General features: G+C 44.5%; 19 protein-coding genes and 1 pseudogene. 8 read left to right on the top strand and 12 right to left on the bottom strand.

Annotated features, from left to right (window positions below; translation table 11 throughout):
* Positions 1–125: 125 nt before the first annotated feature.
* Complete coding sequence (locus tag AB4161_RS07125; RefSeq protein WP_081090203.1) at positions 126–1,655, bottom strand: DUF3612 domain-containing protein; 1,530 nt, start codon at positions 1,653–1,655, stop codon at positions 126–128.
* Between the two features lie 169 nt (positions 1,656–1,824).
* Between AB4161_RS07125 and AB4161_RS07120 the strand changes: the two genes are divergently transcribed.
* Positions 1,825–2,421, top strand: coding sequence for a malate synthase (locus AB4161_RS07120; RefSeq protein ID WP_017060610.1), 597 nt, complete (start codon positions 1,825–1,827; stop codon positions 2,419–2,421).
* Positions 2,422–2,549: 128 nt separating this feature from the next.
* Here the strand turns inward: AB4161_RS07120 and AB4161_RS07115 are convergent, their stop codons facing one another.
* The 5 genes from AB4161_RS07115 to AB4161_RS07095 form a co-directional block, all read right to left on the bottom strand.
* On the bottom strand, positions 2,550–3,566 hold the full coding sequence (locus AB4161_RS07115) for a GGDEF domain-containing protein (RefSeq protein ID WP_017060611.1): 1,017 nt from the start codon (positions 3,564–3,566) through the stop codon (positions 2,550–2,552).
* Positions 3,567–4,023: 457 nt separating this feature from the next.
* The gene (locus AB4161_RS07110; protein WP_004740083.1) at positions 4,024–4,236 is read right to left on the bottom strand and encodes a cold-shock protein; all 213 of its coding nucleotides are present in this window, start codon (positions 4,234–4,236) and stop codon (positions 4,024–4,026) included.
* Positions 4,237–4,594: 358 nt separating this feature from the next.
* Entirely contained in the window at positions 4,595–5,872 is a 1,278-nt protein-coding gene (locus AB4161_RS07105; protein WP_017068656.1) for a cytosine deaminase, read from the bottom strand.
* Between the two features lie 9 nt (positions 5,873–5,881).
* Positions 5,882–7,120, bottom strand: coding sequence for a cytosine permease (gene codB / locus AB4161_RS07100; RefSeq protein ID WP_032545811.1), 1,239 nt, complete (start codon positions 7,118–7,120; stop codon positions 5,882–5,884).
* Positions 7,121–7,800: 680 nt separating this feature from the next.
* Positions 7,801–8,853, bottom strand: coding sequence for an HlyD family secretion protein (locus AB4161_RS07095; protein WP_372083079.1), 1,053 nt, complete (start codon positions 8,851–8,853; stop codon positions 7,801–7,803).
* Between AB4161_RS07095 and AB4161_RS07090 the strand changes: the two are divergent.
* Positions 8,852–9,682, top strand: a pseudogene (locus AB4161_RS07090) (helix-turn-helix domain-containing protein); the annotation flags it as partial. The gene AB4161_RS07095 and the pseudogene AB4161_RS07090 overlap by 2 nt on opposite strands.
* Positions 9,683–9,692: 10 nt before the next feature.
* Here AB4161_RS07090 and AB4161_RS07085 read toward each other — a convergent pair.
* Positions 9,693–10,613: an urea transporter gene (locus AB4161_RS07085; RefSeq protein WP_372083078.1), complete on the bottom strand. Its 921-nt coding sequence runs from the start codon at positions 10,611–10,613 to the stop codon at positions 9,693–9,695.
* A gap of 82 nt (positions 10,614–10,695) precedes the next feature.
* Entirely contained in the window at positions 10,696–11,355 is a 660-nt protein-coding gene (locus tag AB4161_RS07080; protein WP_017061784.1) for a pyridoxamine 5'-phosphate oxidase family protein, read from the bottom strand.
* 90 nt (positions 11,356–11,445) lie between these two features.
* Between AB4161_RS07080 and AB4161_RS07075 the strand changes: the two genes are divergently transcribed.
* Complete coding sequence (locus tag AB4161_RS07075; RefSeq protein WP_065585005.1) at positions 11,446–12,903, top strand: PLP-dependent aminotransferase family protein; 1,458 nt, start codon at positions 11,446–11,448, stop codon at positions 12,901–12,903.
* A 46-nt stretch (positions 12,904–12,949) separates the two neighbouring features.
* Here the strand turns inward: AB4161_RS07075 and yjeH are convergent, their stop codons facing one another.
* The gene (gene yjeH / locus AB4161_RS07070) at positions 12,950–14,221 is read right to left on the bottom strand and encodes an L-methionine/branched-chain amino acid transporter (protein WP_017066490.1); all 1,272 of its coding nucleotides are present in this window, start codon (positions 14,219–14,221) and stop codon (positions 12,950–12,952) included.
* Positions 14,222–14,475: 254 nt separating this feature from the next.
* On the opposite strand from yjeH, the gene AB4161_RS07065 reads away from it, so the two are divergent.
* The 3 genes from AB4161_RS07065 to AB4161_RS07055 all read left to right on the top strand — a co-directional run bounded on the left by AB4161_RS07065 (position 14,476) and on the right by AB4161_RS07055 (position 16,593).
* Positions 14,476–14,937, top strand: a complete 462-nt coding sequence (locus AB4161_RS07065) for an Lrp/AsnC family transcriptional regulator (RefSeq protein ID WP_017061781.1) — start codon at positions 14,476–14,478, stop codon at positions 14,935–14,937.
* Positions 14,931–15,851, top strand: coding sequence for a LysR family transcriptional regulator (locus AB4161_RS07060; RefSeq protein WP_372083077.1), 921 nt, complete (start codon positions 14,931–14,933; stop codon positions 15,849–15,851). The genes AB4161_RS07065 and AB4161_RS07060 overlap by 7 nt, the downstream gene beginning before the upstream one ends.
* Positions 15,852–15,978: 127 nt before the next feature.
* Entirely contained in the window at positions 15,979–16,593 is a 615-nt protein-coding gene (locus AB4161_RS07055; RefSeq protein ID WP_017061779.1) for a LysE family translocator, read from the top strand.
* 391 nt (positions 16,594–16,984) lie between these two features.
* Here AB4161_RS07055 and AB4161_RS07050 read toward each other — a convergent pair whose 3' ends face one another.
* Together AB4161_RS07050 and AB4161_RS07045 are read right to left on the bottom strand one after the other, a co-directional pair.
* Positions 16,985–18,148: an alpha/beta hydrolase gene (locus AB4161_RS07050; protein ID WP_372083076.1), complete on the bottom strand. Its 1,164-nt coding sequence runs from the start codon at positions 18,146–18,148 to the stop codon at positions 16,985–16,987.
* Positions 18,149–18,201: 53 nt separating this feature from the next.
* On the bottom strand, positions 18,202–18,432 hold the full coding sequence (locus AB4161_RS07045) for a hypothetical protein (protein ID WP_017061777.1): 231 nt from the start codon (positions 18,430–18,432) through the stop codon (positions 18,202–18,204).
* A gap of 273 nt (positions 18,433–18,705) precedes the next feature.
* Between AB4161_RS07045 and hcp the strand changes: the two genes are divergently transcribed.
* Positions 18,706–20,367, top strand: coding sequence for a hydroxylamine reductase (hcp, locus tag AB4161_RS07040; protein ID WP_048608912.1), 1,662 nt, complete (start codon positions 18,706–18,708; stop codon positions 20,365–20,367).
* Between the two features lie 101 nt (positions 20,368–20,468).
* Positions 20,469–21,530, top strand: coding sequence for a hybrid-cluster NAD(P)-dependent oxidoreductase (locus AB4161_RS07035; protein WP_136982710.1), 1,062 nt, complete (start codon positions 20,469–20,471; stop codon positions 21,528–21,530).
* Between the two features lie 239 nt (positions 21,531–21,769).
* Here AB4161_RS07035 and AB4161_RS07030 read toward each other — a convergent pair whose 3' ends face one another.
* Complete coding sequence (locus AB4161_RS07030; protein WP_017068649.1) at positions 21,770–23,206, bottom strand: glyceraldehyde-3-phosphate dehydrogenase; 1,437 nt, start codon at positions 23,204–23,206, stop codon at positions 21,770–21,772.
* Positions 23,207–24,022 lie beyond the last annotated feature (816 nt).

Here is a 24,022-nt window from a genome sequence, read left to right as displayed (position 1 = left end):
TCACCTAGCCAACTGACGTTGTTAGTGAACCTTTTTTGTTCACACAAAATATATGACCAATCACCCTTATTGTGATTGGTCTTTTTTTGCCTGAAATTTAGGTTCTATTTTTTGTTATTACTTTTTTACTCACCACACTTAGAGTAACAGCTTGGTTGGCGTGGGCATTCTCCACCTCTGGAGCAGATAAGCCTCGCCTCTGTCTCAATCCCACGTTCAATCCAATTTATATTTAGAATCTTGGCTATTGTCGTGAGATCTTTTTTGATGTTACGCGGAATTGCCACAGAGCCACCATTGTTAACGCATGACGCTTTAAGCTGCTCTGCTATGTCTCTTGAATTACCGCCTTGAGCATCAATCGCAGGGTTGAGATCTATACCAGCACACAACACACGATTGTTACCCGCAGGATCCGTCATATTGATGGATTCACAGCAGTAGATTCTTGGCTCATCACCCACGTTCAAAATGGATATTTGAGCCGAGCTTCCCGCTCGAGGTTCTGATAATCGACGGAACACAGCCCAATGTTGACATGGGTCAGCGACCGTTCTCATATTTCCCCAAGGTAGCGGAATCCCGTTCCCGCGATATACCGCCTTGAGTTTCCCCGGCCCATAAGCATCAAAGTAGTGCCAGTGAGGGTAGGGCGATACTACAGTCATTCGACGCATCGCAACAGAGGGGGAAACCCCTGCTCTTTTGTGAACGTCGATTTCGTAACCAGTGCGGTCAAGTAGCTGCCTAAACGGGACTTTCGGGCACAGAAGTGCGCCAGCAAAGAAGCTGGATTCAAAGTCTCGCCATGCTTGAAGAATATCTTGGGAGTTGAGCTGTGAAGAGCCTGATACCTGGTTGTCGTCCCACGTGTTGTTGTTACCGACCGACAACACACTCTTTAGGCCTTCTTTGCTGTGCAGAATGCAATGACCGATATAAACCGAAAGGTCGTATTTCAGACGAGTTGGATACTCTTTAAGAATCTCGTTTAAGAAGATAGTACCGGGAGGCTCAAAGAAGGAGGTCACTAACTGCTTAGCGTTAATTCCGAGCTCATCGACGACGTCTTGCGGCGTGCGCGTCACCCAGCGGATGTTGATTCCTAGGCTTCTAGCGATGTCTATCAGGTCTTCTACGCTGAGGTTAAGACGTTTTAAGCCTACTTCTTCCGCAGCGCGCTCAAGGTCAGGGAAGTGGTTCTGGTTGCTCTCTTGGTGTGCTCGAATCAAGAGGTGCGCAAACTGGCGGCCTGAAATGCCCGTTTGTGACAGCATCTCAGGAATCGCAATTTGCAGGATGTCGTTTGAGAATAGGAAGCTCGGCTCGAGCGCCATGCCACTTATCCCACCACGATTCCCCTTATCAGGAGCAATGGCTTGTTGTTCAGATTCGTCGTCGAGGAACCACGTCGGATTCTTCTGAAAGACCTGTGCAATCACTTCCAGCATATCGATGCTCGGAACCCGCTTTCCACGTTCAATCATTGAAAGGTAAGAAACGGAAGGAGCACATTCTGGGTCGATTCTAATACAACGCGCAGACAGGTCTTCCATCGTTAAATGGTTACGTTTTCTTAGGTTACGTATTTTCGTACCTAGGAAATGTGACTGACGAACTAAACTTTTTGACAAGGCCATATTTGTAAAATTCACATTGTAAAATTTTTGTTGTGAAATTGTATGTAAAAAAGCGCTAATCTACAAACTAAGCAATTCACAAAATGACAAATAAATTAAACGTTAGTTTGGAATAATTGCTCTAGGACACATTTTTGCTGTAGAAATCGGTGGTTATCACCGGACTGGTCAAGAGGGAAAGACTATGAATATGCTTACATTCGATAAAACAGAAATCCAAAAACAATCAAAGCCATTTATCGCTGAAGCTGTCTTTGCCGTGGAGACAATCAATGCTAATCAGCAAACTGAAAAGCAAGTGAAAGCAAAGCAGCTGCTTGATCGACTATTCCCACTAGAGAATGGCTCACATCAAGACGTAACCAGCTACGTAGTCGATTACCGCCATATTATGGCTTACTTTAAAGACGGTCAGCACAGCGGTCTGAAGCACCCTAAGCAGTTTGTAGCGTACATGGGTGAGAAGAACGACCCAGACTCTATCTTGTTTCGAGATGGCAGTGGCAGCCACCTAGAGGTGATGTTTGGTTGCCACAAAGGGACAGGTTGTATTGAGCTAGTAGAAATTGATGATATTCAGTTGGAATCATGCACCACGTTTGGCCAATCACCAATGGAAGCAACAACCACAATGCGTGAAGAGACCATTGCAGCGATGCGCCACTGGATCAGTTTGATTCAAGGTGACGCAAAGGGTAAACCAAAGGCATGCAGTGAAGATAAAGAGTTCAGAGCAAAGAGTGGTGAAGACTATTGCTTGAATTATTGCTTCCAGATCTAACGGTGAATCCTAGTTAGCTAAAGTAATTTATACAACTAAAGAAAAAGCCCCGAAGATAATGAACTTTGGGGCTTTCTAGTCTCAATACGAGCCGACTAATATGTCGATAAGAGCATTGTTGGTGTGTTTTACAAAGGCATGACTCGGTTACGGCCAAGTGATTTCGCTTCATAAAGTAGCTTATCAGCACGTTCAATCAGCGATTGAGCTGATTCGCCGGGTTCAAGTTCAGCGACACCAAACGATGCAGTGATACTGCCGACTTGTTGACCACTGCGGCGATCTTTAATCGACAGCTTTTCTAGAGAGCGACGATTGGTATCAGCGAGTTGACGAGCAATACGCAAAGACTTGTTAGGCACAATCAGCGCGAACTCTTCACCACCAAATCGATAGGCAGAAATACCTTCACGGCAACTTAACTTCAGCTTGCGAGCGATCGCTTTAAGCACCATATCGCCAAACAAGTGGCCATAGGTGTCGTTGAAATTTTTAAAGTGGTCGATATCGAGAAGAATCAGACACAAAGATTGTTGTGCTTCACAAAGGGTTTCTATGTCACGGTCGAAAGAGCGACGGTTATAGAGTGTGGTTGTACTATCGAAAAGCGCATCTTTCTGAACTTCTACTAACTGGGTTTTTAGCTTGGTGATCTCTGAGGTTGCAGAGTTTAGCTGAGAGTTTAAAAACTGAGTAGAGTGACGAATATGACGGGATTCAGACACCAGCTGTCGAACTAAGGACATGACTTCATCAATAGATAGGCTTTCATTATCAACACGAGCCAAGTCCTCGAAGCTTTTATCGATCATGTCAGAAAAAGCGGAGGTGTCGGTCAGGGTGTCATTCATTGAATTGGAAACTTCAGAAACTAACAGTTCCAAATTAGCGCGAAGGTCATTGATATTGGTTTCGGATTTGCTGGCAACATAATTGTTGTATAGCTGCTCACCAACGGCAGGAGGACAAATACCGTAGTGTTCTAAAACACCATCCATGTCTTGAGTCAGCTGGGGAATAGCGTTATCGACATAGGTGTACCAAAGTGCGTAATTTGCAGGTGTCGTTGACACCCTGTTCTTCATCATAAGAGGCACCGCTTTTTTTAGATTTGCGGTGGATTTCTGAAATTCGTCTTTGTTCATTATTTTTACTGCAGATACCAAAACAACTAAGCCACTTGCGAACAAGGTTAGCGGATTTCGAAGGTCTTTGCTTTAAAAATTATATGATTAGTGGATGAGGGTTGGATAAATAACTCATTTTTATTGTGAATATCGATTGCGTATTCATAGGCGTAATCTAATGGATTGTTCTTTAACCATATTTGGGCTTATCAAACTTTCGGCGTAGCGTGAGTTAGTATCAAAAGATTGCTGAGAATTAAGTGTTGTCTAGGGAAGTGCATACAAAAAGTGACGTAAATTGATCGTTGAGCTTTAACTGAGAAAGTCTAGGTTGAGGACGCTTGGCTGGTGATTTGCATTTGTTCAGAGTTTACGGGGGAAAGCCTGTATCGAGAGGGGAAATGTTTATAAGCAGGCATAAAAAAGCGCCGATAAAAATCAGCGCTTTAAAATTCTTTTTAGCTATAAGAGCTAATTATTGAGCAACAACGTTTGCTGCTTGTAGGCCTTTTTGACCGTTTTCAACTTCGAAAGAAACCTTTTGGCCTTCTTTCAGAGTTTTGAAGCCTTCAGAAACGATTGCACGGAAGTGTACGAATACGTCAGCGCCGCCGTTGTCTTGAGAAATGAAACCGAAACCTTTCTCTTCGTTAAACCATTTTACAGTGCCAGTATTTGTGTTAGACATAATTTGTCCCTTATTCATAAATTTTCTAAGTTGTTGATTGCATTTAATGCAATGCGCTGATAATTGAATTATTTAATATTGCTAAGAAATAAGGAAAAACTACTTACAAAAACGGGTAACGATTTTACATGTCAATTTTTTACTATTCATCTAACTTAAATAACTCCGGCTAACAGAGCGAGAGCATGTTAACACAGTCTTTTGAGATGTACACGCATTGCTTAAGAAATTTGTGCTTTTTTTGTCATACCGTGCGAATGTACAAGATTTACACTGATTTAGTGATAGTTTTGTCGCTTCGTCCAACACAACAAAAGGAAGCATCTCAGCTTCCTTTTGATCATTAGTATAGACGATATTAACGCTTAAAGTTGATATCTTCAGTTTGATCTAAATTTATTTTTGTTTTCGCTGGTTGAGTCTCTGCAATCACCTTACCGTGGCGTATTGAGTACTGCACTGGTACTTGGCGGCGTACTGCATCAAAGCCATTGTCAGCAGGAAGAATCAGCAAGCTACCTGGCTTACCTTCTTCGATACCGAAGTTGTCTTGAATGTTCAATGTGCGAGCAGAGTTCTTGCTGATCAAATCAAGTGAGTTGTTGATTTGGTCGTAGCCCATAACCTGTGTTACATGCAGTCCCATGTGCAGAACTTGAAGCATGTTCGCTGTGCCCAGTGGGTACCATGGGTCAAACACATCATCGTGGCCAAAACAAACGTTGATGTCTGCTGCTAGCATCTCTTTAACGCGCGTTACACCGCGGCGTTTCGGGTAATCGTCGAAACGGCCCTGTAAGTGAATGTTCACTAGCGGGTTTGCCACGAAGTTGATACCTGACATCTTCAATAGACGGAACAGGCGAGATGTGTAAGCACCGTTGTACGAACCCATTGCAGTGGTGTGGCTAGCAGTTACTTTCTCGCCCATTTCAAACTTATGAGCAAGAGCTGCTAATGTTTCCACAAAGCGAGACTGTTCGTCGTCGATTTCATCACAGTGAACGTCGATCAGACAGTCGTACTTGCGTGCAAGCTCGAACACATAATGCAAAGATTCAACCCCGTATTCACGAGTGAATTCGAAGTGAGGGATAGCACCGATAACGTCAGCGCCGATCTTCACTGCTTCTTCAAGCAACTCTTTGCCGTTAGGGTATGAAAGAATACCTTCTTGAGGGAATGCAACGATCTGGATGTCGACCCACTCTTTCATCTCTTCACGAACTTCAACCATCGCTCTTAACGCAACGAGTGTTGGGTCAGACACATCAACGTGTGTACGAACGTGTTGAACACCGTTAGCTATCTGCCATTTCAGTGTTTGCTTGGCACGAGACTTTACGTCTTCGATTGATAGCAGTTCTTTGCGCTCAGCCCAACGCTCAATACCTTCAAACAAAGTGCCAGAGATGTTCCAGTTAGGCTCACCAGCAGTTTGAGTAGTATCTAGGTGGATGTGCGGTTCACAGAAAGGAGTAACTGCAATGCCACCTTCAGCATCAAGGATGTCGCCTTGATGATTGATTTGCGCGCCATTATCGAGAATGCGAGAAAATTGACCATTTTCAATCAGAATCTGTTTCAAGCCTTCTTGGTCTTGAAGTTTCGCGTTCTTGATTAATAAGGTTGTCATAGTGTGTCCTTAAGCGGCCTGAGATTTCAGAGCTTTTTTGTTCAATAGAGGATTAAGCACGAGGTAACTGATTGCACCACCTAACACTGCGTTCAAAGGAACAACGCCAGGTAGGAAGTGACCAGCGGCTACGCCTGTTGCTACCGCGATAATGCCAGCCCAGTTAACGGTTTGGAACTCTGCATTTGCAAAATCTTTGTAACGTTTACGGTTCGCGAAGAAGTCGGCGATGATTACGCCACCAATTGGTGGAATCGCCAGCGAAAGGAAGGTTAACCAACCAACGAAGTTGTTGTATAACCAAAGTGCGAAAATCGTACCGATAATGCCGTTAATGATTGACATTGTAGTACTTGAGCGACCAGTGATGTTAGATAAACCCAAACCGGATGCATAAAGTGCATTTTCATTGGTTGTCCAGATATTCAAGCCAAGCACGATGATGGCTGGAAGCAGCAGACCTTGCGCGATCATCACATCTGAAATATCAGCCTGACCGGTTGCTGCTGCTCCTGCTGCGCCGAAGATAAACATCAGCGAGTTACCGATGAAGAACGCAACCATAGTAATTAATACTGCGCTTGCTGGCTTTTTACCAAAGCGAACGAAATCGGCCGTTAACGTACCCGCACTTACGAACGAACCTACAACCATTGCAAGAGCCATTGAAAAGTCCATTGGCGTCTCTGGTTTAATAAGTTGCAATTGCTCTAGTCCACCAACACTGTCTACCGCAGTCAGTACTGAGTAACCACCCAGAATCGCAATCGCAGGCACTGCAATCGCTGAAAGCACCATTAGCGCTTGAATGCCGAAGTACACTGTACCCGTCATCAATAAGCCAGATACGATAATCAAGGTGTTGGTATCAATGCCCGTTGCTTTTTGTACTGGAATAGCAAACATCGCAACACCCACACCAAACCAACCGACTTGTGTACCACCAAGTAAAGCAGAAGGAAGCCATGAGCCTTTAGTACCGAAAGAGAAACGAGCAAGGAGGTGGGTAGAGAGGCCAGTAGATGAGCCGATGTAGCCAAGAAAAGAAGTGTAAATACCGAGGATTAGGTTACCGATGAGAACGGCGAGGAAGAAATCGTTGAATGAAAGACCTGTCCCGAGTGAACCACCTGTCCACATACTTGCAGAGAAGAAAGTGAGTCCAAGCATTACCATGGTGAGTGAAGCGACTCCTTTCCTAGCCGATGTAGGAACCGGCCCTAGACTGTAGTTATTATCAGCAGCCATTTTTTACCTCCGCAAATGATCAAAATTAAAATTAACGGTCGCCGTATTGCAGGCAAACTTGCGCATTATGGTGATATAAATCACATAGTCAATGCTAATTTTGTCAATAATTGCCCATAAAAACCAGTTATTGCAGTAATTATCTTGTAAAACATAGGGTTATTTTCTGTCTTTATTTAAAAAAAACAAATAGAAAACGTTTTCTATAATGCGTTGGTTATCTGCTGTTCTTGGTTGGCTATGAATGCTTATTATTATACGTCTGAATGGGTGTCTGTATCGAAAAAGAGGGCGGTTGGCCAAACTGCAGGCAAAAAAATAGCCAATCGCAATAATCGCAATTGGCCTATATATTTTGTGAACAAGAATAGGTTCACTAACAACGTCAGTTGGCTAGGTGACCCTCGGCTTAAGAAGGGTCAATATATACATTGCAGTTAGTGTGCCAACTTTTAAAACCACGTAAAACGGCAGTTTTATAGCAATCTGGTGCGTATTTGAGCGTTTAATTTGCGTTTTTGAAATACCCAATTGCAAAATGCAATTGCGATTTGCAACTTTAGAGTGTTTATTCGTTTTTCGGGTTTGTGTTCTTTCTGGCGACGAATGGTGAAATAAACAAAAAGCCCGTGCGATCTAAGAGCGCACGGGCTTGGGTATTGTTTCACCAATAGGAAGTATTAGATGGAGTAGAAGAAGTACAGTTGAGACTTCATTCTAATGATGATCCCGCGTATTACGTCTAGGAACGCCATAAAGCTGATAGGCTTCTCACCGCTTACCCACGCTAATCCGACAGAGCCAACAGGAATATCGTAACCCTCTGCCTCATCAATTTTTAAACGAACAAAGTGGTGCTTGTTCTGAAGGTTTTTGCCTGTGGTAACACGAACCTGCTCATCGATACCCAGCAAACTTGCTTGCGCTTCACCAGTGGCCTCTACAATGCCTTCTACGGTTGCAGAGAACACTTTTCCTGGGTATACCGCTGTCGCAAATTCCGCAGGTTGACCGACCTTAATATTACGAATCGCTTGGTGGTTAACTCGCATCAGCACGTACTTCTCTTCGGTATACATCTGGATACGAGGCATCATTGAAACACGCTGACCTTCACGAAGAATAAAGTTCGTTACAAAGCCGTCAGTCGGTGCCGTGACTTTGGTGCTGTTCAAGTCCCATTGTGCTTGTGCCAGTGTTGCCTTTGCTGAATCGACCTCAGTTTGCTTCTTGCTCACATTGGTTTCAGCTTTGTGGATGTTCAACTTCGCATTCTCGGCATCGACTTCTTTCTTGCTAAGCTGAGATTCCAATGTCGTAACGTTATACGTCGCTAAGTCTACCTTTGCTGTTTGTTGGTCGATGTCAGTTTCAGTGATCGTATGTTCTACCACTTTGTTTTGCTTCTGGTAACGATCAAGCGTCTTTGACTGCAGTACTAAGTCTGTTTTAGCCGAATCTATTTGTGCGACTGAAGCTTTGATGTCTTCAAGCGCCGATTGATAGCTGACTTTTGCAATGCTCACTTCTTGACGAGCTGTGTCTAAAGCGACCTCTGCAGATTCAAGTTGAACGCTGGCTTTGTCTCTTGCGATGACATATTTAGTGTCATCAATTTCGTAAATTAGCTGTCCTTCAGTCACATCCTGGTTTGGGTCGATGTGGACTTTGGAAGTTTTTCCCGACACATTAGTTGAATCGGGACGCAGCTGAATATGTGGAGCCTGAGCCACTGAGCCTCCCGATATTATCTTGAAGCTTGCTGATAGGGTGGATATTGAAAGGCTAGGCCCTCTCTCGAACTGGTTTTTCTCGGGGCACGATCTGGCGTCGTCTATACGTCGAGTTAACATCGGGTTGCACTGTTTGCAGTCCGGGGCTTTTCTATATGGCGCTCAAGTCGGTAATTTCATCAAATGGTGCTACGACAATCCTGCTTATACTGAGGTGGGTAAAGTTCATGACTCAATTCGAGTTGCCATCTTTATGATGAAGATATTAAGGCGTTACTTGGGAGACGACTTTACTCCCGCAGCCGTCTCTATCGCAGGTTATCGCGAGAACACTCAACTCTATCAAGAGTATTTTGGGTGCAATATTCAGTGGGGCCAGCCACGAACTGAAATCTGGATACCAAGCCAGTCGAGGTTATCGAGCAATCAAGCCCCTTCTAGCGGCAAGATGAGCTTGGCAATGAACTTTCATGACTTAGATAATTACCTCAACATGCCTGATGCCGCGGATGAGCATAAGGTGACCTATGAGATGATCAATTACAGTCGCCATTTCGGCCTGCCAACACTGCATAAAGTGTCGAGTTTGCTTGGGTTATCTGAACAGCAATTTCAACGTCGATTGCATAACTTAGGCATCAACTTTTCTACCATTATGGGCTATGCGTTAAGTAATGTGGCGGTGGAGTTGTTGATGTATTCAGTGCCAATAGATAAAGTCGCGACGAGGCTCGGCTATACCAATGTCGCGAGCTTTAATCGGATGTTTAAGAAACATCGAGGTTTGACACCCAAGCAATATGTTGAGCGCCTAAAAACTGGCCTGTAACTATTCAGAGCTAACTTATGGTTCGTTTATGGATCAGGCTGGACAAGTAAACCATCCCCCAAGTACTCAAAATGAAAGGGGCGGTGAGTGGTAACAGTGACAGTTCATGAAAACCAAGTGTGATGAGACAGCTTAACAGCATGCCTAATAGGATTAACGGCCAACGGATTCGCGGATAGGGCACAAGTGCTAAAGTGGCAAGAATGGCGTTGTACCCGTAAAGACCTTGGGCTACCAGTTCGTTAGAAGCGCCAATCAACCCGCTAAATACGGTGCTAATTATTACTGCGAGCATAACCCAAATGGCATACTTGATATTGTTGAGTGCGATGGCGACTAAGATAACGAGCCCCGACAACGCATTTTCGATGAAGCTGACTTGGCTTATCCCTTTTAACAACGGGATCACCACTGTCGGCAGGTTGAACCACGAGTTAGCCTCAATACTGATGAGTGGCATCAGTGCGGAATCAGGTGCAGAAAACGCTGACAGCTCAAAGGTTGATTGGATAATATAAATCAGCCAAGTGGTGAGGATAAAGGCGCTAGTGTAACCGCGATATTTCTCAAAACTGAATACGATGTGGGCAATCGGCACCGTGAGTAATGCACCTAACGCAGTCACTAAAGCCAATAATGGTGTCACACCAAAAAAGTTACCGATAAATAAACCAATCAAAGCGCCATTTAGCGCGTACATTCCACTATCAATGTCGTCAACTGACTTGTTGGTGTTGGTGTACATATAGCCATAGAAAGCTAATGCATAGCTGCAACTGGCGCCAAGTAAGGTAAGAAAAGCCAGCGCCAGTGACTCAATAGAAATGGCAAGCAACAGCAAAGTCGACGTCATGATAGACGGTGTGAAATAGACTTGCCCAATGCCATTGAGCAAGCCTTGAAACGGCAGAATATCCTTGTTCGTTTTCATCGTCTGATTACATTATTGAGTCATGTTAAATTTTTGTAATTCAGATTGTATACAATTTTATCAAGTTCACCATCTTCGAGTGTTAATTCTGATACCAGCGTTCACCATAAGCTTGTTGGTAATCTGGTGTTTCAATGATGCCTTCTTGTTCTGGAACGGTTTCTAACGGCCCAACAACAGTTCTATAGGGTAATACGCCAGCCCAAACTGGAATGTCCATATCGGCTTTATCATCATTCACTCCATGTTTACCAATCTTCACGGAAGCTTCTGTTAAAGGTATCGCCAACAACTCGGTCGCAGTGAGTTCTTTTTCATTACTGAGCCTCACTTCATCGGTTCTGCCCGGTGCGATTTGCTCAATAAAGATATTCAACAAGCGATCCTTTTCTTGATTGTCATCGATGACTGAAAATGACCCCAATACCACAGCAGAACGATAATGCGCACTATGATGAAATGCCGAACGAGCCAGCACCCAACCATCGAACAAGGTGAACGTTAAACAGGTTGGTTCTCCCTTTTTTAGTCCTTTTAGTAGGCGACTGTTTTTAGCTCCATGAATGTAGACTATATCACCCACTCGCCACGCGAGCATCGGGATGACCATTGGTCCTTGTTCGCCCTGCAATGCAATGTGTGCGATTAAGCTCTCATCAATAATTTGGTGCAGTTTCTCTTGTTCAAATACGGCTTTGTGAGCCCCTTTTTTAATCGTGGTTCTTTTCGTGTTAGATAACATAATCGCTCCTTAATCATTGCCTTTTGATTAATGTAGCGATTAACTGGTCTATTAAATAGAGCCACTTTTAAACACTATTTGGATCCAGTTATGCAGCCTATCGATGTCGGTGATCTACAGTTAGACGAACAACACGGCACGCGTCAAACCGCCTTGTTCCACGCGATAAGAGAGAAGATCGTTCAAGATTTATGGAGCAAGGGCAGTAAGTTACCTTCAACACGTAAGTTGGCTGTCGAGTTATCGGTGAGTCGAAATACGGTGATTTATGCGTACGAACAACTGGTTACTGAAGGCTATATCGAGAGTAAGCAAGGCTCAGGGTTTTATGTCTCGGTTGAACAACCAGAACACTTTCTAAGTTTGTCTAAGCCAAACAGTGTTCAGGATCCGAAGGTCAAACAAACAGTCAGTAAACCGAGTACAAACATAGCGACACCTAACGACATTAACCGCAGCTTTGCCCCAGGAGTTCCTGACTTAGATGCGTTCCCTTTTGCGAAATGGCAGAGGTTGCTGCAACGTCACTCTACACGTCAGAACATTGCGGGCAATCAAGAGGTTCAGGGAAGCTCAGCCTTGAGGGAAGCGTTGAGTGGGTATCTTGCAAGCAGTCGTTCCGTTCATTGTAATGCCGACAGAATCATCATCACCGCAGGTGCGCAGCAAGCCATCTCAATCGGATTAATGGCAACGTTAGCGATGGGCGACAAAATCCTCGTGGAGGAACCCGGTTATCGACAAGTACATAAAATTATCGATCTGTTGAGACTAGAGTTAGAAGGTGTAAGTGTGCGTGAAAAGGTGGGGTTGGATATTGAGAAAGTGTTGGCCAGTAATGCTAAGGCTCTGTATGTCACACCGAGTAACCAATACCCAATGGGCACGACTTTAAATACTGAGCAGCGCCTTAAACTGATCGATTGGGCCAATCAACATCAGTCATGGATCATTGAAGATGACTATGACAGTGAGTTCCAGTTTGCTCATCGCCCTTATACCTGCATGCAAGGGTTGGCGGGAAAGTTGGGGTTCGATGATCGCATCATCTATGTCGGCTCTCTGAGTAAGGTTATGTTCAATGGCCTTCGATTAGGGTACTTAGTGGTACCAGAAAGTCTGGTGGCGAAGTGTCTTGAGATCAAAGACGCGCTTACTGGAGACACGGCGTCCCACACACAGGAAGCTTTGGCGGATTTTGTTCGAGAAGGCGACTTGCTGCGTCATATTAGAAAGATGCGTCGGTCATACAAACTCAAGTATGAAGCCATGATAGAAGCGATTGAAAGCGAGTTTAACGGTGATCTTGAAGTGATCAGTCAGGCAGCAGGGCTACATGTGACCGTGAAGTGGTATCAAGGTATATCTGAGACTGAATGGAGTCATAGAGCTGAGCTTGAAAATATCATCATTCGTCCGTTTGATTTTTATGAATATGGATCAAGTGATGCTCGTGATTGGAGTGGGGTGGTGTTGGGGTTTGGAAATATCCGATTGGCTGACATAAAGCCGAAGATCAAACAGATCGCTCGGCTTTTTTATCAGTAATATTGGTAGGGCTTGTTTACCATTTTCTGATTCATCACGAATCGAGTTACAACTTGTCGATAGAGACGGTGGGTTTACCTTTACCTAGCCACTTCCGCCAAGGGAGTGACAATGTCACAAAAACAGTCACAGCATAGAGCATCGACCAACTTAAACAGATAAACACCAAGGTACAGATGACCAATGAAAGCATGGCAGTGTATCTAGATGCGCCTGTTAGTAATCGGCAAGCGGCTAACATTGCGAGCAGATAAACCAGAACAAAAATACCGTTGGCGAGCTTGAGAAAGAACTCAAGGTCTAAATTAGACAGCTCACCAATCACACACGAAATAAGCACGACAAAGCCAATTGCTAACGTTGGGTAGAGCGGTACGCCGCGGCTGTTCAGTTGAGCCATTCGACTTGCAGGGCTGTGTTGGCGGGCCTGAGCCCAGATCATCCGAGACAGGCTTTGTGTGTAAAGGTTTAGGCTGGCAAAGCAAGCAAAGAACCCCAGCACGCTGATGACGGTTTTGAAGCCATTACCAAACAGTTGTTCTGTTACCCAAGGGATGGATGCGGCATCGAATTCAGATGAACCGAAAGCACCCAGCTTAAGAATCACTACTGAACAAGCCCAGTACACTAGCCCCGCAACAAAACAGCCTGCAATGATGGCGATTGGGAAGTCACGTTGTGGATTTTTGAATTCCTCTCCCATGTGAGCAAAAGCTTCTATTCCGACAAAGCACCAAAACATGACAGCTAAAGCAGCGCCGATAGACCACATTGAATTGGATGAGATGGCAGGAAGAGCAACATCGGTTGCCGTGATGTCGGCTTTCCAAACAAAAGCGCTGACTAAGGCAAAAATCGACAATGCGATCACGGTTTGCAGTCGGCCAGAAGATTTACTGCCCATCAAATTGACGGCAATAAGCAGGGCGACGGTAAAGGATTGAGCACCAAGTGGTGTATCGAGAGGTGCGGGTAACAATTGTTGAGCAAAACCACCAGCCAGTGCAATGGCCGCTGGAATACCGACAGGAATAACACTCACAAACAACCACGCCACGCTTGTTTCTAATCGCTCGCTAAACGCCTGGCGCACAAAATAGGCAGTACCACCTGCATTCGGGTAGCGTTTTCCTAATGATGCGAAGGTCAGTGCAATCGGGCAAATAGCGATAAACAGGATTAACCAAGCGAGAAGAGACAACTGTCCTGCAATGCCTGCTGCGATCGCAGGGATCATAAATAATCCAGTGCCTAGCAAGGTCGTCGAGAGTTGTCCGATTCCTGAAATAAGCGTGATTTCTTGTTTGAGTTGTGTCATTCGCTCTCCTAGCTATTTGATTCTGGTCACGGTCTTCCAGTAACTTTCTTCTGGTGTGTGAGAAGTTATGATTGAGAGCATACATTGTTGACATCAATAATACAGCTAGCGAAACGTCGTAAGACACCGTCATTTTAACGGTATTAATCCGATTCAGTGTGAAAGTGTCGGCTGTCAGAATGGCTGTTATAAGTAGGAAAGTTGTGTCAAATTAGGCGTTATAAATAGAACAATAAATGAAAAGAATCAGAAGCATGGATAAATTTGATCGCCAGATTTTGGATATTCTCAAAACCAATGCACGATGCTCAGTGAGCGATATCGCCCGAGATGTCAGCCTCTCGCGCTCAGCGGTGAACGCCAGAATCAAGAAACTGGAAAGCGACAAAGTGATTACGGGCTACTGCGCTCAAGTGGCAGAACCCAACCAAACGAAGAATGTGTGCGCTTATATCTTGTTGAAGTTCGACATGTCGAGTAGTGACCATAGTTGTGAGTCTTACGCGAAACAAATCCAGAGTATTGATGAGGTGCAATGGTGCCACTCTATTAGCGGTGAGACAGATATGATGTTGTACGTGGAAGTGGAAAGCATGGAGAGCTTGAACCGAGTTCGCGATCAGCTGCAAAGTTACCCGGATCTTCGCCACTTAATGACTCATACGGTTTTGACCGAGTTTTTCAACAAACAGAATGCGACGGTGCATTCATGTTAGGCAATATCAACTTAAACCTACTGCGTTCACTGCATGTACTTCTTGAAGAGTGTCATGTGAGCCGTGCCGCCCAACGTTTGCATATCACACAATCCGCGGTGAGCCGTCAGCTCAGCCAGTTACGTGATTTGTGTGGCGACCCTTTGCTGGTCCGTGACGGCAACAAACTGGTGCCGACCAACCGTGCATTGCTACTCAAAGGTAAACTCGACGACCTGCTTGGCGAGTTTGACCACCTGTTAGATGATAAACCCTTCGAGCCGCAAGACTGGCAGGGTGAATTGGTGTTGTCTTCGAGTGATTATGTTGCTCAGTATATTCTTCCTGTGATTGTGGCAGAGGTGTCTGCTGAAGCGCCGAACATTAATTTGGCTTATCGATTGTGGCAGCCAAACTACCTTGAAGCACTGAACGAGTCTGGGATTCATTTGGCTTCCAGTATGTTTCCCACAAAGCCAGAACATGTCTCAAGTATCAAACTTGGTGAAGATAAGTCGGTGTGTTTGATGCGAAAGTCGCACCCGCTGGCTCAACAAGCGGTTTTGAGTGCAGAAGATATTGTTCACTACTCTCACATCAAAGTGACGGGTGGTGGAGATAAAGACAGTTACGCGGACATAGCATTGAAGAAGCAAGGGCTGAAGCGAAGAGTGGCTTTACAGGTTCCGTTCTTTTCATCTGCTGGTACTGTGTTATTGCAAGACGACTATCTGATGATCGTGCCAGAACATATCGCCTATAACCTAGGTCGACACCTCGATACTACCTACTTTTCGTTGCCATTTGATAAGGAAATGCATACCTATTGGTTAATGTGGCATCCTAAATATGACAGCGACTCTGCCCACAAATGGGCGCGAGAAAAAGCATTCCAAGCCATGCAAAAGTCGAGTTACAATATCAGTATGACTTGAAATCATAGGTGTGATGATAATCTTTGATTTCAAATAATACCTCCTGCGAATTATGGTAAGTGCCAAGTATTGAGTATTAAGCGTAGAGCGTGCAGCTGGAACGCTTTATTTTATTAGGAATGGAATGATGACAGTAACAATTTGGTTTTCTTTATTAGCGATTTGCTTGTTGGGTGCAATGTCTCCGGGCCCAAGCTTGGCGATGATCGCTAAACACAGTTTGGCTGGTGGCCGTATGAACGGGCTTATCGCAGCTTGGTCACACGCTGCTGGTATCGGTATTTATGCGTTCGCAACCATTGTTGGTTTAGCCGTTGTGCTTGAGCAATCCCCAATGTTATTTAAAGGTATTAGCTTAGCGGGGGCTGCTTATCTGCTTTATCTTGGCGTTAATGCGTTACGTTCGAAAGGTGGTGTTGCCGCGAAATTAGAAGCGGGTGAAAAGATGAGTTACATGCAGTCTGCTCGTGAGGCTTTCTTGATCTCTATCTTGAGCCCAAAGATCGCATTGTTCTTCATCGCTCTGTTTAGCCAATTTGTAGCGCTAGGTAATGAACTGACCAATCAAGTGATTATTGTCTCAACGCCGCTGATTGTCGACGGCCTTTGGTACACCTTTATCACCTTGGTACTGTCTAGCCCGTTGATTGTTGAACGTATTCGCTCGAAAGCTCAGTTGATTGATCGACTATCTGGCGTGGTGCTGATCCTGCTTGCTGTTCGCGTGGTGTGGACGATATAGCAGTAAACGATAAGAATAAGTAACTAGGGTCTGTTAACTTTTAGTGGTTAAATTTTGTTCGAGATAGAATCGTTTTAGGCGCGGCAAGGAGTATGTAGCCTAGTCATTCTAAGTTAATACTTCTTAACAAAGCATAAAACGATTCTAGCCGAACCCTTCGGGCAGCCTTTGTGGTTCATTTCTACTGCGTTATCGGCTTCTCATATAGGCTAGCTACACTTCAAAGCCTCTGCCTTGTAGAAATTTCCCACAAAGTGCTGCAAAAATCAGCTCTAAAGGTCAACAGACCCTAGACGTTCACCAGAAACGACACTCATTAAAAAGGCTCACTAGAGGTTATCTAGTGAGCCTTTTTGAGTTCTATGGATTGGTTTCGAAAGGCTTGAGCGTATTAGCCTTCAGAGTTCAGCACGGCATCTAACTTCGCCATCGAGTCTGAGAAGTAGGGGTTGTAGGTCAAACGCGCATGGTTCTTCCCTTCTTCACGATAGCCCCAAGCTGAATACCAAACCTCACTGGTTGCGTTACATTGTTCTTCAAAGCCTTCTGCCTGACCATTGGAGCAAATCTTCTCGCTACCATTGATTCCGTAATAAGGGTTATTTGGTGAGAACAGTAAGCCCATGTGAGAGCCGTTCGAGATACGTTGCTCTGGAATTTTCATGCTGTACTGAACAGCGCGAGGATCCTCGAGAGTCGTCTCTCCTTGCCAAACCAACACATTGTTTGGATTCGGCATTGATTCAGTAAAGGCTTGCTGAACGTAGTTGGTATCAATCACGCTGTCGCCTTCACTCATCATAATAAACACTGGTTTGTCGAAGTGTTTATCTTGTAAGTCATCACGTACGACTTCTGATGTCTCGTAGTAAACCGAGGCTCCGTTCATTGGCAACGAGTTGTAACGCAACACATTGTCTTCAGGATCTTGATCAGCCCAAGTGACAAAGTAGCTTGCTAGCCCTGCGTATTGAACAGCAGACGAGCTTGGTTGAAACGCAGGAGAGAACAACAGTAACCCAGAGATCTTAGGATCGTTCATCGCCTGTGAAGTCACGAGGTTCGCGCCGGTTGAATAGCCGCCTAGCCAAACAGAATCATACTCTTGCTCAAGTAACTTCGTATGATGAGCGACCACACCTTGCCAATCTTCTAGGCTCGGCTGCATTAAATCACCCACGCGACTGCCGTGACCCGGAAGTAATACGGTTCTCACTAAGTAACCTTGCTCTGCCAAATGCGTAGCGATGTCTTTAAATGAATAAGGTGAGTCGCCTAATCCATGAACCAATAACACCGCCTTACCGTTTGGCGAGGTTGGTTGATACTCGGTTGGTGAATTGAGTTGGATCTCGAGTTGCTTGTCTTCCGTCATGAACACACGGTTTTTCAATAACCAATCTTGGGTGTCATTAACGTAGGCATCGAAGCTGTCTTGCTGATAGCTAGGTAAGTCTGGAGATATTTCGTAAGCGGGTATCGGTGTCTCGTTGGAACAACCAACGAGACTTAAAGTCGTTAAGGCCAGCAGTGCTAGCAGGGGCTTTCTTTGCATTATGTAATTTTGTCTCTGTTGTGCTTTCACTATGTCTGAAACTAAAGTTTAGGTTACTTTTTGCTTGAAAGATCTTCGTATTCACCTTCAATAACACCGGCATCATTGGTTGATGACTGACGAGTGTTCATATGTGCTGCGAAACCTTGTTTCTTCATTTGATTCTGAATGCGCTTGCCAGTAATTAAAGCTGCAATAGCTAAAGGAATAGCAAGGATCAAGCTTGTGAATAACGCCAAAAGGCCAGTAAACAATGCAACAATCGTAACTAATATATTTTTCATATTCATTCCTCTTTTTCTATGTTGTTACTTTATCGCTTCTATTCTGAACGAAACATGAACGTCGTTAATAAATCTCAGAGAGTCACTATGACACGAATGTGTGCTGTTAGGGAGTTTATATGTAGTCATAATCACGCACTAAAAATATGGAATAAAACTAAGTTAAATAAAATCAATAACTTAAAGGTTGGCACGCTTAATGCTCTATAGGGTTTGGAATAAGTCACTGTAAGCAAAGTACTTACAGTTAATAAAAATTACTGGAGCCCTTATATGTTTTGTATTCAATGTGAACAAACAATTCAAACCCCAACCGTAAAAGGCTGTTCTTTCGCACAAGGCATGTGTGGAAAAACGTCTGAAGTATCCGACCTTCAAGACGTGTTGGTGCATTCTCTTCAAGGTGTTTCTTTTTGGGCCAATTTGGGCCGTGCGTGTGATGTTATTGATACTGAAATCGACGAGTGGGCGCCAAAAGCGTTTTTCGCAACATTAACCAACGTTAACTTCGACCCTGCTCGTATCATTGAATTTGCACAGCAATCTCATGAATTTAAGCAGCGCTTAGAACAACAGGTTCGCGCGGCAGCGACATTGATTGGTTTTGAGATCCCAGCGCTTTCTGCTGCTGCTCAATTCGACCTTCCAACGGACTCTTCAGAGCTATTGGCGCTTGCCCCTCAAGCGGCGGTAAACCGTGGTCACGACTCTCAACACGAAGATGTGATTGGTCTTCGCCTTCTTTGTCTTTACGGGCTAAAAGGTGCAGCAGCTTACATGGAGCACGCACGTGTTCTTGGTCAAACTGACAATGCTATCTTTGCTGAATACCATGAAATCATGGCTTTCCTAGGTACGGATCCATCAGACCTAAAACAACTGTTAGATACGTCTATGCAGATTGGCTTGATGAACTACAAAGTCATGGAAATGCTGGATAAAGGCGAGACAGATACATTTGGTCACCCTCAACCAACAACTGTGAATGTGAAGACGAAGCAAGGTCACTGTATCCTTGTTTCTGGTCACGACCTGCATGATCTAGAAAAGATCCTTCAACAAACGGAAGGCAAGGGCATTAACGTTTACACCAACGGTGAGATGCTACCTGCACACGGCTACCCTGAACTAAACAAATATCCACACCTTGCGGGTAACTACGGTAGTGCTTGGCAGAACCAGCAAAAAGAATTTGCGAACTTCCCAGGTGCGATCGTAATGACATCGAACTGTCTGCTTAATCCTGATGTGGGCTCATACGCTGACCGCCTATTTACGCGTAGCATCGTAGGCTGGCCGGGTGTTGCTCACCTTGAAGGTGACGATTTCAGTGCAGTAATTGATTGTGCTCTTGCGCAAGAAGGCTTCAAGCATGACGAGATCGAGCAAATGATCACTGTCGGCTTTGGTCGTAATGCTTTGATGGAAGCTGCGCCTGCGGTTGTTGAACAAGTGAAAGAAGGCAACATCAAGCACTTCTTCCTTGTGGGTGGTTGTGATGGCGACAAATCTGAACGTAGCTACTACACAGATTTCACAGCTCAAGCACCAGAAGATTCAGTAATCCTGACATTGGCGTGTGGTAAATTCCGTTTCAACAAAAACCAATTCGGTGACATTAACGGTATTCCACGTCTGCTCGATGTTGGTCAATGTAACGATGCTTACTCAGCGATTCAGCTTGCTCTTGCGCTGTCGCAAGAGTTTGATTGTGGCATCAACGAACTACCGCTAACACTGGTTCTTTCTTGGTTCGAGCAAAAAGCGATCGTTATCCTGCTTACTCTGTTTGCTCTTGGTGTGAAAGGCATTTACACAGGGCCAACAGCACCTGCTTTCCTAACAGAGAACCTACTAAAGATTATTCAAGACGAGTTCGACATGCGTTCTATCTCAACGCCAGAGCAAGATCTTAAAACAATCTTAGCGGCTTAATATAAGCCCACTCCCAAGCCCCGTTGTTGCTGTTCTTTAGGAACGTGCAGCGGCGGGGCTTTCTAGATTTAATTCTTTAGTATCAGTAAGGTGTGTGAACTATGTATGCATGGTCGGATAGCGATTCAATCAATTTAGTGTGTTTAAAGAAATGGCACGAGACGCCAGATACGGTCAGCTTTGAGCTTGGCAGTATTCCACAAGACTTACATTTCAATTTTAAGCCCGGTCAGTTCATCACCTTGGGTTTAGATATGCCGACGAAAACGGATTACCGTGCTTATTCCGTGGCTTCTTGCCCCGAAGATAACCGCCTGAAGTTGACGGTCAAGCGTGTGGAAGGTGGCTTGGTTTCGAACTTTATTGTTGATGAGCTTGATGAAGGTGACGAGGTTTCTGTGTTGAAGCCGGCAGGCTCGTTTAACTGTATTGATTGCATGCCAACGGCAACAAAGAAAGTAACGCTAGTGAGTGCGGGCTGTGGCATTACACCCGTAATGGCGATGGTAAAATATTGGCTGTCTCAAGACAGTGACAGTGACATTGAGATTGATTTCGTCCACATGGCACGCAACAAGCTTGAGACTATCTACTTTCAAGAACTTCATCAGCTCGATGAATCACATGCGAATTTCAACTTAAAACTGCTGTTAAAAGACAACGAAGGAACAACCGCCCCTCAAGGTCGTTTAGATAAAAACTGGTTGGTGAAACTGAGCCCAGATATCTTAGATAGAACGGTTTACCTGTGTGGGCCTGTCGGCTTCATGCAAGATATTGAGAGTTATCTGAAAGAGCTTGAGTTCAACATGGATAACTTCTATCAAGAAAGCTTTACTCCTGCTACTCAGGATGCTCAATCAGAAGCGTCAAACGCCGAAATTGCTGACGATACGAATAGTGCTGTTAAGGTATTTGTGCCTGCGTTCGGCGCTGAAGTTGAAGCGGAAACTGGCACACCATTGGCGGATTCATTAGAAAAAGCAGGCGTTCCAATTATTATCGCTTGTCGTAGTGGGATTTGTGGTTCGTGTAAATGCAAAGTGACCAAAGGATCTGTGGAATCAAGCAGCCAAGAAACATTGACGCCAGAGCAGATTGAACAGGGCTACGTGCTTGCATGTTCAAGCTCGATTCAGTCAGATGTTGAGGTTGAGTTATAACAGACGTAAAGCTGTGCAAGAGTGATGAAGACAAGATCTTATTATAGCGATAAAAGTTAGGGCGCTAGATGTAAAAAGGCCACCTAGATCAGTTAGAGAGAGCAGATCTAAGTGGCAACCCTCTTGTTTATACGGGGGAGTAAAACAAAAGGGGTTGCGAAGTCCATACAGACTTCGCAGATATAGTTATTATGTTGTGGAGCTTGTTGCGATGGACGTATCTACAAGAGCGAAGTTAATTAAACTTCTGGGTATGTCTTGTAGCGTACACCCATCATCTGTTCCATACAGTGAACAACTTGGCAGCTGTAGCCAAACTCGTTATCGTACCAAATGTACAGCACGGCACGGTTGTCTTGTGCGATAGTCGCCACACCGTCAACCACACCTGGGTGACGAGAGCCAACCAAGTCGGTAGATACAATCTCAGTCGAGTCTGTGTAATCAATTTGTGCAGACAAAGCAGAAGACAGCGCCATTTCACGCAGGTACTCGTTCAACTCTTCTTTGTTTGTGCCTTTCTCAAGGTTTAGGTTCGCAACTGCCATTGAAACGTTTGGCGTAGGAACGCGAATCGCATTACCTGTTAGCTTACCTTCCATTTCCGGCATCGCTTTTGATACTGCTTTAGCAGCGCCAGTCGATGTCAGTACCATGTTCAATGATGCAGCACGACCACGACGATCACCCGAGTGGAAGTTATCGATTAGGTTTTGATCATTGGTAAATGAGTGCACCGTTTCGATGTGACCAGACAGCACGCCAAACTTGTCGTGAACCGCTTTCAATACTGGCGTGATTGCGTTAGTAGTACAGCTTGCTGCAGAGATGATGGTGTCTTCTGGCTGAATAACATTTTCATTCACACCAAATACCACGTTCTTGATGTCGCCTTTACCAGGTGCAGTCAGTAGCACTTTCTTCGCACCGTTACACGCAACGTGTTGGCTCAGGCCTTCCGCGTCACGCCATACGCCTGTGTTATCAACCACAAGTGCATTTTCAACACCGTAAGCCGTGTAATCCACTTCTTCTGGTTTGTTTGCGTAGATAACTTGGATGAAGTTACCGTTAACGATGATCGCTTTGCGTTCTTGGTCTACAACAATGCTGCCGTTGAATTGGCCGTGTACAGAGTCACGACGAAGCAGGCTTGCACGTTTTTCTAGGTCGCCATCTTTGCCGCCGCGTACAACGATTGCACGTAAACGCAGTGGGTACCCCGGGCCACTTTTCTCGATCAACAGACGAGTTAGCAGTCGGCCAATACGACCAAAACCGTACAATACAACGTCACGAGGTTCTGTCATTGCATCGCCTTCAAGCGATTCGATAAGTGCAGTTTGTAGGAAATCATCCAACCCATGTGTGTCTTCGCGATCTTGCCAGAATGAATGCGCAAGGCGACCAACATCAATACGACATGGAGATAAGTCCATAGAGAGAAGGTGTTGAATGATAGGTTGAGTCTGTTCTGCTGTAAGAGGAGAACCAGTGTAACGTTTTGCGATGCGGTGAGCTTTGATGATGTCGATAGTTGTCGCGTTAACTAAGGTCTTACCAAAGAGGATAACTTCTACGCCTTTTTGACGGTATAACTGACCTAAAGTTGGAGCGATGGATTCAGCAATGGTTTGACTAGTTTGCCAATCTAGGAGGTGCTTTTCGGGACTCATCTTTACTCGGGACCTTTCACGTTAAGTTTCTGCATTCATGGCGGTTGTAGGGAAGCCAATCAGCATAGGGGATTTGAGGCATCAGTCTGTGGTCTCTATTGCCACTTAAATGTGCTGATATACCTTGTGTGTAACTTGTAATTTTTATGTGGCAGGATTGTAAGGTGCGACGGGTTATTCTGCTAGGAAAAATAAATGCAGACAAAATATCTGTAAATTGGCTTTATATTAGCCATAAATCAAGATTTGAACGTAGATAAAGACTATTGACTTTAACAATCTGTAGCACTTATTTTTCGTCAAAAAATACTCAATTCAAAGGATAATATGTAATACAGGTTATATTGAACATTAAAGGTGTGATCGTTAACTCAAGTTACACGTAAACAGTAAACGATAAATAAGGGAATTAACGAGTATTGATGTTCGACCTTTGAATAAGCCTAGCTTGAGTGTGAAAAGTGCATCACGCAAACGATTGGATGTCACAATTTTAACCTAACTATCCACTTTGTTAGCACGCAGAGTCATTATTCACAGTCTAGTTGAGCCGCAGAATGTGGATGTGTACTTGTTATGCCGGTGATAATAACTGGAGAAAACGTCTTTTGTTTACCTTTTGCTCACTGAAACCTCGCTTGTTTAAACCAGTCTTAATAAAAGCACGCCTTTCCGCTTTAAAGCACTTTTCTGGATACCAGTTGGCTTTAATTTTTCGTTCTGGGCTCAGAGTATCGTTTGTTCATATCCAATTTGATCAATAACCCTCTGTTAATGTCCTATTCTTAATTTGGGTTAGGTAAATTACTTTCGGGA

Origin of the sequence: Vibrio sp. 10N.286.51.E5 (genome assembly GCF_041469125.1) — a bacterium.
Classification (GTDB): Bacteria; Pseudomonadota; Gammaproteobacteria; order Enterobacterales; family Vibrionaceae; genus Vibrio; species Vibrio crassostreae_C.
Note: the sequence above shows the minus strand (reverse complement) of the source record. Positions and strands in the feature narration are given on the sequence as shown.

What these genes read in the sequence shown, in the direction of transcription:
- AB4161_RS07075 (WP_065585005.1), top strand. Translation starts at nt 11,446, where the DNA reads ATGCAGCCTATCGATGTCGGTGATCTACAGTTAGACGAACAACACGGC.
- AB4161_RS07080 (WP_017061784.1), bottom strand. Translation starts at nt 11,355, where the DNA reads ATGTTATCTAACACGAAAAGAACCACGATTAAAAAAGGGGCTCACAAA.
- AB4161_RS07050 (WP_372083076.1), bottom strand. Translation starts at nt 18,148, where the DNA reads ATGCAAAGAAAGCCCCTGCTAGCACTGCTGGCCTTAACGACTTTAAGT.
- AB4161_RS07035 (WP_136982710.1), top strand. Translation starts at nt 20,469, where the DNA reads ATGTATGCATGGTCGGATAGCGATTCAATCAATTTAGTGTGTTTAAAG.
- hcp (WP_048608912.1), top strand. Translation starts at nt 18,706, where the DNA reads ATGTTTTGTATTCAATGTGAACAAACAATTCAAACCCCAACCGTAAAA.
- AB4161_RS07110 (WP_004740083.1), bottom strand. Translation starts at nt 4,236, where the DNA reads ATGTCTAACACAAATACTGGCACTGTAAAATGGTTTAACGAAGAGAAA.
- AB4161_RS07085 (WP_372083078.1), bottom strand. Translation starts at nt 10,613, where the DNA reads ATGAAAACGAACAAGGATATTCTGCCGTTTCAAGGCTTGCTCAATGGC.
- AB4161_RS07065 (WP_017061781.1), top strand. Translation starts at nt 14,476, where the DNA reads ATGGATAAATTTGATCGCCAGATTTTGGATATTCTCAAAACCAATGCA.
- AB4161_RS07115 (WP_017060611.1), bottom strand. Translation starts at nt 3,566, where the DNA reads ATGAACAAAGACGAATTTCAGAAATCCACCGCAAATCTAAAAAAAGCG.
- AB4161_RS07120 (WP_017060610.1), top strand. Translation starts at nt 1,825, where the DNA reads ATGAATATGCTTACATTCGATAAAACAGAAATCCAAAAACAATCAAAG.
- codB (WP_032545811.1), bottom strand. Translation starts at nt 7,120, where the DNA reads ATGGCTGCTGATAATAACTACAGTCTAGGGCCGGTTCCTACATCGGCT.
- AB4161_RS07030 (WP_017068649.1), bottom strand. Translation starts at nt 23,206, where the DNA reads ATGAGTCCCGAAAAGCACCTCCTAGATTGGCAAACTAGTCAAACCATT.
- yjeH (WP_017066490.1), bottom strand. Translation starts at nt 14,221, where the DNA reads ATGACACAACTCAAACAAGAAATCACGCTTATTTCAGGAATCGGACAA.
- AB4161_RS07060 (WP_372083077.1), top strand. Translation starts at nt 14,931, where the DNA reads ATGTTAGGCAATATCAACTTAAACCTACTGCGTTCACTGCATGTACTT.
- AB4161_RS07045 (WP_017061777.1), bottom strand. Translation starts at nt 18,432, where the DNA reads ATGAAAAATATATTAGTTACGATTGTTGCATTGTTTACTGGCCTTTTG.
- AB4161_RS07055 (WP_017061779.1), top strand. Translation starts at nt 15,979, where the DNA reads ATGACAGTAACAATTTGGTTTTCTTTATTAGCGATTTGCTTGTTGGGT.
- AB4161_RS07105 (WP_017068656.1), bottom strand. Translation starts at nt 5,872, where the DNA reads ATGACAACCTTATTAATCAAGAACGCGAAACTTCAAGACCAAGAAGGC.